Origin of the sequence: Delftia acidovorans SPH-1 (genome assembly GCF_000018665.1) — a bacterium.
Lineage (GTDB): Bacteria > Pseudomonadota > Gammaproteobacteria > Burkholderiales > Burkholderiaceae_C > Comamonas > Comamonas acidovorans.
Genome location: NC_010002.1, coordinates 3,403,108 through 3,415,314 on the forward strand (window position 1 = coordinate 3,403,108; position 12,207 = coordinate 3,415,314).

Genomic DNA, 12,207 nt, shown 5'->3' on the forward strand with positions numbered 1-12,207 from the left:
AGCAAAGGAAATGGCGGGGGCAGTTGGGCGCTACGCCAGCGGAGTCTCGAAGACCACCCGGCCCAGGCGGCTCTTGACGATGTAGCTGTTGCCGCTGATCTCGGCGGTCTTGAAAGAGTCGCGGCGGTCAATGAAGCCGGGCACATCGCTCATCCACAGCCTTTGCGGGGTGCTCTGGCCTGCCCTGGTCACTTCGCAATACCAGGCTTCACCCACTTCGGAATCAAGGCGCCGGAACACTTCCACCCGGGACTTTCTGTCTCTGCTGCTTTTGCCCAGCTTCTTGATGGGCAGCGTCAGCTGGAATTGGCGCTGCACCACCGCATCCGCTGCCGCGTTGATGGCCTGCACGGCTTGCGGGTTCGGTCCCTTGCGGTTGGCGATGTCCATTAGGCACTGGCGCAGGAGCTCCAGCAACTGCTGGTTCTGGGCAGCGCGGTCCTGCGCCAGAAAATGCGCAAAGTCGAAATCCTCAACAAAAACCGCAGTCACTCCAAGAACGTTGTCGAACGCCTCCGCTTCGCCCTGGGGGCCAAGAACCACGGCAATCTTGCTGCTGCCATTGATCTCAACCGCAGGCAGCAGGGCCATGAACATCTCGGTGATGGGGTGGGTCAGGCAGCGAATGCACACGCCTTCAGGCAGCGCGGCCAGGTCACTTTCGTCCAGGGTGAGCAGGTTCAACTTCATGGGAGTCTCGCTATATGCGCCATTGTCCCTGCCCGGGTCCCTGTGCAGGTCACGGCCCGGCCAGCCGCTGGCCACTCCTGGAGTAAAGGAGTGGCATTTGACGCCCGCCTCAGTCGCGCCGCGCCATCAGGTCACGGCGGCGGCGCTCGTAGTAATGCCGCTGGCACTCGGCCGCCTCCTGCCAGGCCTGCCTGTCGATGGCCTCCTGCACATGGTCCGGCAGCGGCCGGGGCGCAGCCGCAGTCGCCAGCATGGCCTCCATGCCCTCCAGCGGCGCAAAGCCCAGGCAGGGCAGCTCGAACGGCAGCGCGGGCTCCTGCGCATTGGCCAGAATGGCCCCCAGCGCCCAACGTGCCATGCGGTCAAAGAACCCGTCAGGGTGCCCATGGTTCCAGTACCGCGCCATCTCCGGCCCCGCAAACCGCATGGCGTCATAGGCATGCCTGGGGTTGTGGCGCGCCAGCTCCACCACCTCGCTGAACCAGATCTCTCCAATCCCGTAGTGCTCATGCCCGCTGTTCACGCGCGGCGGCACAAACCACTGAATGCGCTCCCCCTTCGCATTGCGCCGTGTGAAAGACAGGTCATCGCAGGTGCGGATGCGGCGCAAGACCTTGGGCGCAGGCCCCGGGATCAGGCTTTGGGGCGGGTGCTTGGCATCGCGCCCGGATTTGGTCTTGTACTTGGGTTTGCTGTCTTTGGCCGGGGCATCCTTGGCGCCCAGCACCTTGCGCTGCACCCAGCGCTTGAACCGCTTGGTTTCAGGGGAGGGGCTGGCCTGGATCAGTGCATGCAAGCCGTCCGCGTTGACGGCCGCCACGGCTTCGCGCCTGGGCTTGCGGCCGGGCTCGCTGGCAAGGCGGACGGTGCAGCGCTGGTCCTCAGCGAGCTTGCCGGTGGCCAGCTTGTGGCGGGAGATTCCCAGGGCGGTGCACACATCCTTGGCCATGAACCAGATCACGCCATTCCTGGGGAACGTGCGGATCGGGATGTCGCCGAAGTGGAAGGTTTGGGGGGTGATGTCGTCTGCGGGGACGGCACGGGAGGGGGATCGCAAAGCCATGAATGGCCTCCTATGTCAACACGGTCATAGGGTTGCCCGTCGGTCTTTGCCGCAATGGCTTTATGCAGCGGCGGGCAGCCCGGCCATAAACAAGACTTGCCCTGGGTTGCAGGGCAAGACAAAGCGTATGGACGAAACGCCACTGACTTTCGGGAGTGACTTCCGCCTATGAAGGTGTGTTGAGCACCGGGGGGATCGTAGCAGGTGTGGGCGTGCGGGGAGCTGCCCAAAGCGGTTACGTAGGCGTGCTGGATGAAGGGGACAGGGACGTGTTGAATGATGGGCTTTGTAGCGTATTGCGAGGGCAACACCTGTTTTGGTTTCTTCGCACTTCAGTTGCTCAAGGCCTGTGCGTCAGTAGTAGGCTACCGCAGGCGGTTGAACGACGGCTTCAGGCTGATCTGAGCCATTCACGTTGCAGTGCGCGAGTGACCGCAACGACGAACACCGGCCATTGAGCGATTCCGGTCATGGACGACCGCTCCATCCTTGGAAGCCGCCAACTGATTGCTCAATTCGCCCTGCACCGGTTCGAAGGATCGACTTCGCGCAGCGCGGTAGGCTCCTGTCGACCCTCAGCTGCCCTTCGGTTCTCCTGAAAGCTGCTACACGATGTAGACACGACGTCTCGAGCTGGACATCCTTGGCGCAGCCGTTCGCCCATGTTCGAGTTCGGCCAAGAGCAGACGACGTCCGACTAACGCTCGCTCTTGGCGCGGGGGCGAAGTGGCGGCACATGCAGCGAAGCCAACCCTCATCTAGGGCACGCCCCCTTGTCAAAGGCTAGCCATCTTTCATCCAAAGGCTTCGGGGGTTCCCGCATTTGGTGGCCTTGCTCAGCGCGTAACCAACGTTTACAGTACCCCGAGTCGCACCTTGAGGTGGCAAGGGAGGATAGATGCACTACTTCGTCAGGCTCTCATTGGCGGCTGTTGGCGCGGCTGCAATCAGCGCTTGCACGTCAATCCAGGTCCAGAGAGCTGAAGATGATGCGGGGTCGCTCCCCGACGGTCTGGTGTACTACTTACCGGCGAAGCAGTTCTCCATCACCGTTCCGTTCGAAGTCGAAGACTGCTTTGTGGACGTGGACAAGGCTCCGGCAATCACCTACAGCATCGTTCCGGTAGTCACAGAAACGCTCGTCGGGGACGTGAGCCAGGTACACGTCATCCGCTACTCGGCGCTCGCTGGAAAGACGAAAGTCACCGGCTTCAATATCGAACTCTTTGACAACGGCACGCTCAAGTCAGTCAATGCACATGCCGAAGATCGCACGGGCCAGATCATCACTTCAACTGTGCAGGCCCTCGGCAACGTCGCCCGCGGAGTAGCGCTGGGCAAGTTCTACGCCGCAGAAGTCGCAGAGGTCACCCAGGACAAGCTGTGCTCCCCGCAGCTTATCTACCTTCTTACCGAGCGCGATGGCGCCAAGCAAAGGCTAGAGAACGAAAAGGACAAAGACAAAGGCCGCAGGGCCAAGTCTGCTGCAGTTTCCGAGGCCGTGGACGCCCTGGCTGAAGCCCGGGTGAACGCGCGCGACGCCGAAAAGACCGGAACCGCGAAGGACAAAGCCGACGCGAAAAAAGCAGTCGCCGTCGCGGAGGAGCGCCTCAATGTCGTGAAGGCAGAGCTAGAGGCGCTTGGTCAATCCAAGGCGGACAAGAACGCTGCAGATTTGGCCGCTGCCCGGACAGCCTTGACGCAGAAGGTCACATTAGTCTGGCAGCCAAAGCTCGGCGATTTGCAGGTGCAGATTCGCTACCCGGATCAAGCTTGGGACAAGCTTCTCACGGATGACGGGAAGAAGGCCCTGCAGGCTAAGTTAGGCGGTGCGGACATCCGGCCTGCAAGCCTTAACCGTCTGTTCGCTCTGGTCAAGCTGTCTGTCGCCGGCATGGGAGACCGCTCCGTGGGCGCGAAGCCTATGGCCACCAACACCGCTCAAGGCATCGTGTACCGGCAGCCTGTGAGCGCACAGATGACGATCTGCGCAGGTGATGGTTGCGACTCTGGCGCGGGAATCGCCAACGCGGTGCTGAATCAGACGTTCTTGATTCCTCAGCTTGGAGCTCTTGGCTCACTGCCCCTCAAGAACGAAGTCTTTGAGAAAAACAGCCTTGTTCTGGCGCAGCTCGCCGACGGCACTATGGTGTCGCTGCGTTTTGACGCCGATGCGGCACTGGAGAAGGCCGCCGAGACAGCCAAGCAGGCGTCCGAGACCTACATGACTACGGTTTCCAACCTGATTCAGGATCGGCGCACGGAGCTCAATGCGCAGCGCGACGACCGCAAGAAGGATCGCGAAGAGCGCAAGGACGAACGCGCCGAGCGCAAGGACATCCGCGAGGAAGGTGCCGCCGTGAGGGCAGATGCCAACGCATCGCTGAAGGAGGCAGCGGAGCGGATCACGCTGATGCGAGACGTCGAAGCGCGTCGAAACGGCGATATGGACAAGGTACAGCGTGAGATCGACCGCAACGCTCGCGAGAAACAGTTGATCGACTCTCAAATCGAGCTGGTCAAGAAGCGTAAGGAACTTGCCAAGGAGCTGGAGCAGTGAACGCGCTACGCGCGTTCGGACTTGGCGCAGCCCTGGTGATAGCCGCCAGCGACACTCTGGCACAGCCCGCCGCCACGACCGCTCTGTCGATCAGGGCTTTGTCTGCGAACGGCTTGGATGCGCAGACAGCGCAGTCTGTCGCGCGCGTTCAGGACCCCGAGGTCGTACAGAGGCTGTCAGAGGAAGGTAAGAGCCTGCAAGAGACGGCCCGCACTGAGGCCGCCCGCACAGCGCTGCAACGGAAGCTGGCTGATCGCGCATTTCTTTATCACTTGGCAACGGGCGCAGTTTCGGCCGAGTCCCTGCAGCGGGCGAACTTGAAGCGTGAGGAGCTTCTTCTGGCCGCTCGCTCGGTGGACCCGCATTCACCTGCTCTGGTGAAAGCACGTGCAGCGTTCAATTCCAACCGAATTCTTGCAATAGCTCGTTCCCTGGGCGGTTGGCCGAGCGTGCAACAGGTGGACCCGGACACGCCAGCAAGCACCGACGCCGTCCCAACAGCGTCGGCCACGGGGCCATGCAACTACAACTCGAGCCTTAATCGATGCGAGCGACTGGTCTACCGACAAGGCTTCACTGAAGTGGTTGCGGTGGGCCAGCGAGCCGCCGGCCAGCCGGTCGGGACGATTCACTGCACGGGAACCATGCTCAAAGATGGTTGGCTCCTAACAGCCGCGCACTGCCTATTCGATAAGACTGGCGCGCGCATCGCCCAGGACAAGCTCATCGTGTACATGCCGTTCCAGGGTAGTTCCGAACAGGCGATGGCGGCGCAGGCACTTAACAGAAACCTGCGATCCTTCTCCGTCGTCCCGGGCAGTGCAACGTTGTACGACGTCGAATTCCAGCCCAGCAAGCTCTATGACTTCGAGTCTGCAAAAGACCTCGCTGTGCTGCGAGTGTCCGTCCCCGCGGGTAGTGCCACGTGGCGGCCAGTCGTACTGCGCACTGCGAACAAGGACATGCCGTTTACGAGTGCGGGGTATGGGCTGACGAATGCGGCCGATCCAGGAGTTGACGGAAGTACGCTCGAAATCACGCGACGCACTGCTGACGTTCGGGTATTCCCTAAGTACCTGCTGTACGAGTCGGTCAGCACCAAAGGCATGGGCCGCGTTTGCGCGGGTGACTCCGGAGGCCCCGTGTTCGCCGGCGAGCTTAATGGCGGCCCCAAGCCTCCTGAGCACGAGCTCGTTGGCGTCGTCAGCGGCTCCACTGCTACGGGCCAGTCCGTCGCATACTGCCGCGCTGGAAACCAGTACATAGTTCGTGTGAACACCACCGAGGTCGCTCAGTGGATGTGCAGCTCCACCAAGAAGGCAATCTGCTATTGAGATGACACTACGGACGTAGCGCCGACCGCGATCGAGAAGTAGTCGCCCCTGGCTAAGGCGCTGCGCCGGAAGCTCCGACCATGACAACTGCATTGCGGAAGACAAGCCATGAACGAGATCTCCGCTGCGCGTCGGGCGAAGGGCAATTGATTTTAGGAAACAGGGTCGCCGCTCCGCATGAAGAGGCTCCAGTCTCCAGAGAACCGGGAGAGTGCAATCGTCCTACGGACCTGTACTCCGGCGGGTTCTTGGCTGAAAGGCCGAAAGGGCCAGGCGAGCGGCTAGCGAACGCCCTGGCTCAAGCGCTAATGTCCGCTTTCGGCCGGGTCAGGCCGGCGAGCAGTTGAGACTCATCGCCGCAATGCCATCCGAGGCCTCGTCGCACTCGAAATTAGGAGCGTCCGGCGACCGACCGCTCATGGCCGACTGGCGACGGCCTGCACCAGTTGAATGCCTCTCCTTAACCGGACGCTCAAGGTGCAGCCTCGAAGGTCAGCTTTGCGGTGCTGTACTCATCATTAGCTAGGCCCGGCTTCGGCCAACAGCAGACGGTCGCCCAAACAGCAGAAGTAGGTATTCGTGAAAGCTATCTCCGTTGAAATCACACGTCTCGTCGACGACAGCGCGTATCCGCCCCTGGTGGAATGCATCCTGGTCGACGCACAAGGTCGGACGCATCGGTTCGTGGAGAAGGATGCCATCGTGAGTTCCGCCCCCTTACCTGTCGACCAGTTGCCGGTGCCAGGCGCTATCGCTTGCGAGGTCGAATCAGAGTGGATTGACGCGGCGGGCCGGTCATTGGTCAGTGCTTCGACGACGAAGCCTTGGGGAGTCGAATCCACGGCTGGCACCAGCAACTTTGTCGTGCTTGCCGGGCAACTGCGGGAAGCCTGAGCATCGGACAGAATCCGGCCAGGGGCGGACAGCCGCAGTGCACTACCGTAAGCGGTCATCCAACTACGTCTTCCCACAGAGCGCTTGAGAGGGGAAGCTACGTGTCCATGTAGAACAAGGTGGACACGTATGTCAGAGATCGACGCAGAAGTGGTACGGCGCCTGGTCACGGGTCGCAAGAACGATGGACGGGCCGTGTACGACCCGCAGGCCAAGGCAGAGGTGGTGCGGGCGTGCCTGAAGCCGGGTGTGTCGGTGGCGCGCATGGCGCTGCAATGCGGCATCAACGCCAACTTGCTGCGCCGCTGGATCACCCAGAGCATGGGTGCAGACATGAAGGCAAGTCGGGCCAGCATGCCGACCGTGGCCATGGCCAGCACCAGTGCTTTTGTCCCGCTGCGGCTGGCGGCCCCCGAGGTGTCCTCCGTCACCGCTGCGCAGATCAAGGCACGCCTGCACGCCCGACTGCCTAATGGGGTGGAGATCGACCTCAGCGAAACAGGCCCAGGCGAGTGGTTGCCCGTCATTGAACTTCTGGGGCGCCTGCCATGTTCCGACTCGACGACACGCTGACGGTGTACCTGCACCGCCCGGCCATCGACTTCCGAACGGGCATCAACGGTCTGGCCATCCTGGTGGAGCAAGCCCTGGGCATGAACCCGTTCGCGGCGGCGGTGTACGTGTTCAGCAACCGCCAGCGCAACCGGGTGAAGATCCTGGTCTGGGAGCGCAACGGCTTCTGGTTGTTGATGAAGCGCCTGGAGCAAGACCGCTTCATCTGGCCGGACGAGGCGGTGGTGCCGACGCTGACGGTGGAGCAACTGCACTGGTTGCTTGATGGCATTGATCTGGCGGTCACACAGCGACATCCACAGCGGTTCTACGAGCGCGTTGCGTGAGGCTGGTGCTGCCGAAATGAGCAAGGCCACTGCTGAGAATATTTGCCGCAAAATCCCCAGCACAAGGAACCGCCTGAGCGACAAGCAGATCGAAGCAGGCGATGGTTCACATGCCCACCGCCGAAGAATTTGCAGCCTTGCAAAAGGCGCTGGCCCAAGCCACCCAGACCAGCGAATCGCTCGCTGGTGAGCTGCGCATCACGCGCGCCGAGCGCGACCTGCTCAAGGAGCAGCTCAACAAGTTCAAGCGCCAGTTGTTCGCCGCCAAGAGCGAGGCCAGCGCCGGCCACCAGAAGGACATGTTCTTCAACGAGGCCGAGGCGCTTGGATCGGCAACCCAGCCGGCCCAGGAAGAAACCGAGGCCGACGACAACACCGTCGAGGTCCCCGCCCACAAACGGACCAAGCGCGGGCGCAAGCCGCTGGACCCGGCGCTGCCGCGCGAGGTGGTGCGCCACGAACTGCCCGAATCCGAGCGCGTATGCCCGCACGACGGTGCCGTGTTGCGGGAGATTGGCGTGGAGGCCAGCGAGCAGCTCGACATCATTCCGCAACAAGTGCGCGTGATCCGCCACGAGCGGGTCAAGTACGCCTGCCCGTGCTGCGATGGCACGCTGCGTCTGGCGGCCAAGCCCGAGCAAGTCATCCCCAAGGGGCTGTTCAGCGAAGGCCTGCTGGCCTGGGTGATCACCTCCAAGTACGTGGACGGCCTGCCGCTGTACCGCCAGGCGGCCTTGCTGGGGCGCTTTGGCGGCAGCGACCTCTCGCGCAACACCATGGCCGCCAGCGTGGTGCGGGTGGGCCAGGCGGTGCAGCCCGTCATCAACCTGCTGCGCGACCGGGTGCTGGACGCCCCGCTGATCTTCGGTGACGAAACCGAGATCCAGGTGCTCAAGGAGGCTGGGCGCAGCGCCCAGTCCAAGAGCTACATGTGGGCGCAGATGACCGATGGCTCTGGCGCCAGCGGCACGGGTCCGCCCATACGCTTGTTCGCCTACTCACCCTCACGCAGCACCGAAGCGGCGCAGCGTCTGTACGTCGGCGTGCGCGAGGGCGGCGTGCTGATGAGCGACGGCTACGAGGTCTACAACAAAATCGCCTTGGCCAACAAGCTCGTGCACATTGGGTGTTGGGCGCATTGCCGACGTTACTTCAATGACGCGCTGCAGGCGCTGCCCAAAGCGAACCGGGGGCCTGAGCAATTGGCGGCCAGATTCATCGCGCTGATCGGCACGCTCTACCGCGTGGAGGCACTGGCCAAAGAACAACGGCTGGATGTGAATGCGCTGCTGCAAAGCCGCCAGACCCACAGTGTGCCGGTGCTGCAAGAGATCCAGGCCTTGCTGCTGGCCAATGTTCATGCGGTGCTGCCGGGCAGCTTGCTGGGCAAGGCGCTGCACTACCTGTCCTCGCAGTGGGTCAAGCTGGAGCGCTTCGTCACCAGCGGCCATTACCCCATCGACAACAACGGCTGTGAGAATTCGATCCGTCCGTTTGTCATCGGCAGACGCAACTGGCTCTTCGCCGACACCGTGGCCGGCGCCAACGCGAGCGCCAACCTGTACTCGTTGCTGGAGACCTGCAAGGTCAACGGCGTCGATGGGTACCAGTACCTGAGGGCGCTGCTGGTGGCGCTTCCTCGGGCCAGGACCGTTGAGGACTACGAGGCCTTGCTGCCCTGGCGACTGGTGCGGTGATCCACCGCCTGACGGTTCGAGGCGCGAGATGGCTCAGTGCAAATCGGCCGCAGCACCACAGCACTTCTTGAACTTCGCCCCGCTCCCACAAGGGCACGGATCATTGCGCCCCACCTTGGGCTGCATCGACTTGGCCACTTCCCGCTGATAGACAGCGAGCCGAAGTGGCAGCCAGTGAGCGTGCATGTCCAGAACAGCCGGCGGGATTTGTTGAGCCAGCTCCGATCGCATGGCCGGTGTTCGGGTGAGTTCGTCCTGGTCCACGGAATAGTCGTCTTCGCCCAGCAGGGCAATGGGTCTGAACCAAGCTTGCCCTTGAGGAGTGGACAGCAACGGTTGCCAGTCCTTCCAGCAAAGCCTCATCCCCTGGACAAAGCCATACGCCCACGATTCTGCGTCGTCGTATTCACGCTCGTCACCGTCGTAGGCCATCGTTGACCAGCACGGGCTGATCTCCCGGGGATCATCCCCCAGGCCGGCAATGATGGTGTTGAAGTGGCGCATGACCAAGCCCAGCATGTGGTTCAGCTCTTCGATGGAACCCATCGGAGGCATCATCTCCTTGGTACCCCAGATCTTGGGCAGCCATTGCTTGGGATGCACGGTCGTCGGCCCGACCGCAATGGCGTGCAAGAACCCATCGACCATGTCCATGGTCATGCCTTCTTCCGTGTCAATGCCGAACAGCAGAAAGTGGTCGAGTTCTTCGAACTCTTCCTCGGACAAGGGAGCAAATGGGTCTGTCATCAACTGAATATGAAATGCGGCGCTGACCCAGATTCTCGCGCGTCGCAGACCGCACCACGCAGAGAGAACATTCATTGCCGCAACGGGCATCCGAGTGCAAGGGCGTGGTCAATAGAGCGCTTACGCACTACCGAACGACGACTGCAAGCTGACTACTGACTTTGAGATTTCAGAACTTAGCGACCGTCGCCTGCGAAAGAGGCCACTGACGCTCGACAGGCGCGGCGGTACGCTGTGCACCCGGAACAGGTCAATCAGAGACGACTCAACGCTAAGAGTGGCTAACACCACCGATCCACGAAGCGCGCACAGATGATCGCCGCTGCCAGTTTCAGCAGCGCTTCGTGGATATCCAGCCGTCGTTCAAAGCGGATTCGCAGCTTGCCAAAGCCTGCAAACCAGCTGTGCGTCCTCTCCACCACCCACCGGTGTTTGCCCAGCCTCTCGCTGCTCTCAATGCCTCGTCTGGCAATCCGGCCAATGATGCCCCGCTGCCTCAGGTGGGCTCGGCATCGCTTGAAGTCGTAGCCTTTGTCGGCGTGCAGCTTTGCCGGTCTTCTACGGGGACGTCCTGGCAGGCCAGCAATCGCAGGAATCGCGTCCACGCACCTCTCGAACATCTTGGAGTCGTGCCGGTTCGCGCCGCTGACCAAGATCACCAGCGGGATGCCTCTGGCATCTACGACGATGTGCCGCTTGGAGCCGAGCTTGCCTCTGTCCGTGGGGTTTGGGCCCGTTTCCTGGCCCCCCGGGGGCTTGGTACTGAGGAGCCATCAATGCTGGCCCGGCTCCAATCGATTTGGTCATGTTCACGCAAGCGAGTCAGCATGGCTTGGTGCAGCTGCTCCCAGACACCAGCGGCATTCCAGTCGCGCAGACGCCGCCAGCAAGTCATGCCGCTGCCGTAGCCCAGGGATTGGGGAAGGTCTTCCCATGGAATGCCTGTTTGCAGCACGAACAAGATGCCGTTGAGGGCAGCTTCATCGCTGACTGCGAGTTTGCGCGCACCGCCTTTGGCAGAAGGCACGAAGGCTGGGATCAGGGGTTGTAGCTGTCGCCACAGTTCTTTGCTAACGGGTCGTCTTGCCATGAGGGCAGCGAGCATAACTGCTCTGCGGGGGCCTGTGACGAAGTGGTGTTAGCCACTCTAAATCGTGCAACCGGCTGCTCGCGCAGTTGGCGAGTTAGCGCTTTGCGTCGAAAGTGGCTCCTCCGCTTTACCCGGAATCAGCCGCTTATGCCGGAGCTTATCGGCGCTGTAGGCCATCGGCTGCTGTTGCAGGCGCGGATCTGAGCCTTGGAGAAGAGGCAGCGCGCGACCTCTGGCGTGGCCTTCGGCTTGCGCGAAGTCGCTCATCACTCCTCTAGCACATGGCTCAAATCGGCATCGGCGCCATCAATTGCCCAATGACGTGCAGATGCCGTACTATCCGCAGCACTGCTCACAAAGCATTTGCCGCCGAGAAACTACTGCAAATGTATGCGCCGTTGCTGGCGGCACATCGTCGGCTCGTGTTTTGCACACCAGCGTTTGGCATCAAGCTACTCCTTTTCGGAGGTTTTAGATGAATCCATCGTGGTTTCGGACGCTGGCAACGGCTGCCGCGCTGCTCACTCCTACGTTGGCACCAGCCCAATTCAGTGGCGATTTGGTGCTCTGGCCGAAGGGATGCGAGGCCGCCGGGCAATGCATCATCAAGGAGGCTCTGCGTTTCAAAGATGCATCCGGAACGGTCTGGGAGGCGAAGGCGGGGCTCAAGACGGACGGTGCCTCAATCCCGGGAGTCTTCCAGCCGTTCATCGGGAGTCCCTTTGAGACAAGGTTCATCAAGGCAGCTGTGATCCACGATCACTACTGCGACCGTCACGTCCGCTCGTGGAGGATGACGCATCGGGTGTTCTACGATGCCCTGCTGGACCAGGGTGTTTCCCAAGCGAAGGCCAAGACCATGTACTTGGCGGTGTTGGTTGGCGGGCCCAAATGGATCAGGCTCATCGCCGGCAACGCCTGTGGGAAGAATTGCATCAACGCGATGAAGTCGGTCACAGGCGACACGGGGTTTCAGACCCGGCCCGCCGACTACAGCTTGCCGGCATTGGCTCCAGCCATGCAAGAGGTCTTAACCCAGCTGGAAGCCAACCCAAACGCGCTGACGCTCGAACAGATCGAAGAACGAGCGCAGCAGCTAATGCCAGGGGACTTCTACTTTGCCAACGGTGACACCTTAGTGGTGACCGGGGAGGACGCCATCCAGTGACCGTACAGACCAATGAGGCGCCAACGCGCTACTGGTCTCTCCGCGACTACTCTGGGAAAAAGGAA

11 protein-coding genes are annotated in these 12,207 nt (G+C 61.7%); 7 read left to right on the top strand and 4 right to left on the bottom strand.

Annotated features, from left to right (window positions below; genetic code table 11):
* Nucleotides 1-30 precede the first annotated feature (30 nt).
* Nucleotides 31-690 (bottom strand): hypothetical protein, encoded by a 660-nt coding sequence (locus DACI_RS15480; protein WP_012204930.1) that lies wholly within the window; start codon nt 688-690, stop codon nt 31-33.
* A gap of 109 nt (nt 691-799) precedes the next feature.
* Nucleotides 800-1,753 (bottom strand): BRO-N domain-containing protein, encoded by a 954-nt coding sequence (locus tag DACI_RS15485; protein ID WP_012204931.1) that lies wholly within the window; start codon nt 1,751-1,753, stop codon nt 800-802.
* 898 nt (nt 1,754-2,651) lie between these two features.
* On the opposite strand from DACI_RS15485, the gene DACI_RS15490 reads away from it, so the two are divergent.
* The 6 genes from DACI_RS15490 to tnpC all read left to right on the top strand — a co-directional run bounded on the left by DACI_RS15490 (nt 2,652) and on the right by tnpC (nt 9,137).
* On the top strand, nt 2,652-4,313 hold the full coding sequence (locus tag DACI_RS15490; protein ID WP_012204932.1) for a hypothetical protein: 1,662 nt from the start codon (nt 2,652-2,654) through the stop codon (nt 4,311-4,313).
* On the top strand, nt 4,310-5,647 hold the full coding sequence (locus tag DACI_RS15495; RefSeq protein ID WP_043781620.1) for a trypsin-like serine protease: 1,338 nt from the start codon (nt 4,310-4,312) through the stop codon (nt 5,645-5,647). The genes DACI_RS15490 and DACI_RS15495 overlap by 4 nt, the downstream gene beginning before the upstream one ends.
* Before the next feature lie 579 nt (nt 5,648-6,226).
* Nucleotides 6,227-6,541: a hypothetical protein gene (locus DACI_RS15500; protein WP_043781623.1), complete on the top strand. Its 315-nt coding sequence runs from the start codon at nt 6,227-6,229 to the stop codon at nt 6,539-6,541.
* A 129-nt stretch (nt 6,542-6,670) separates the two neighbouring features.
* Nucleotides 6,671-7,114: an IS66-like element accessory protein TnpA gene (gene tnpA / locus DACI_RS15505; protein ID WP_012203340.1), complete on the top strand. Its 444-nt coding sequence runs from the start codon at nt 6,671-6,673 to the stop codon at nt 7,112-7,114.
* On the top strand, nt 7,090-7,440 hold the full coding sequence (tnpB, locus tag DACI_RS15510; protein ID WP_012203341.1) for an IS66 family insertion sequence element accessory protein TnpB: 351 nt from the start codon (nt 7,090-7,092) through the stop codon (nt 7,438-7,440). The genes tnpA and tnpB overlap by 25 nt, the downstream gene beginning before the upstream one ends.
* Before the next feature lie 101 nt (nt 7,441-7,541).
* Complete coding sequence (tnpC, locus tag DACI_RS15515; protein ID WP_012203342.1) at nt 7,542-9,137, top strand: IS66 family transposase; 1,596 nt, start codon at nt 7,542-7,544, stop codon at nt 9,135-9,137.
* Between the two features lie 33 nt (nt 9,138-9,170).
* Here the strand turns inward: tnpC and DACI_RS15520 are convergent, their stop codons facing one another.
* A complete protein-coding gene (locus DACI_RS15520; RefSeq protein ID WP_192812280.1) occupies nt 9,171-9,959 on the bottom strand; it encodes a UPF0149 family protein in 789 nt (262 codons plus the stop codon).
* 206 nt (nt 9,960-10,165) lie between these two features.
* A protein-coding gene (locus DACI_RS31280; protein ID WP_085930546.1) for an IS5 family transposase occupies nt 10,166-10,974 on the bottom strand; the annotation gives its coding sequence in 2 pieces (ribosomal slippage) (nt 10,166-10,644 and nt 10,644-10,974; 810 coding nt in all).
* A 475-nt stretch (nt 10,975-11,449) separates the two neighbouring features.
* Here DACI_RS31280 and DACI_RS30760 point away from each other — a divergent pair.
* Nucleotides 11,450-12,142, top strand: a complete 693-nt coding sequence (locus DACI_RS30760; RefSeq protein WP_012204935.1) for a DUF1353 domain-containing protein — start codon at nt 11,450-11,452, stop codon at nt 12,140-12,142.
* Nucleotides 12,143-12,207 lie beyond the last annotated feature (65 nt).

Bases quoted from the DNA above. Each gene is read 5' to 3' on its own strand.
- DACI_RS15480 (WP_012204930.1), bottom strand. From the start codon at position 690: ATGAAGTTGAACCTGCTCACCCTGGACGAAAGTGACCTGGCCGCGCTG.
- DACI_RS15485 (WP_012204931.1), bottom strand. From the start codon at position 1,753: ATGGCTTTGCGATCCCCCTCCCGTGCCGTCCCCGCAGACGACATCACC.
- DACI_RS15490 (WP_012204932.1), top strand. From the start codon at position 2,652: ATGCACTACTTCGTCAGGCTCTCATTGGCGGCTGTTGGCGCGGCTGCA.
- tnpA (WP_012203340.1), top strand. From the start codon at position 6,671: ATGTCAGAGATCGACGCAGAAGTGGTACGGCGCCTGGTCACGGGTCGC.
- tnpB (WP_012203341.1), top strand. From the start codon at position 7,090: ATGTTCCGACTCGACGACACGCTGACGGTGTACCTGCACCGCCCGGCC.
- tnpC (WP_012203342.1), top strand. From the start codon at position 7,542: ATGGTTCACATGCCCACCGCCGAAGAATTTGCAGCCTTGCAAAAGGCG.
- DACI_RS15520 (WP_192812280.1), bottom strand. From the start codon at position 9,959: ATGAATGTTCTCTCTGCGTGGTGCGGTCTGCGACGCGCGAGAATCTGG.
- DACI_RS30760 (WP_012204935.1), top strand. From the start codon at position 11,450: ATGAATCCATCGTGGTTTCGGACGCTGGCAACGGCTGCCGCGCTGCTC.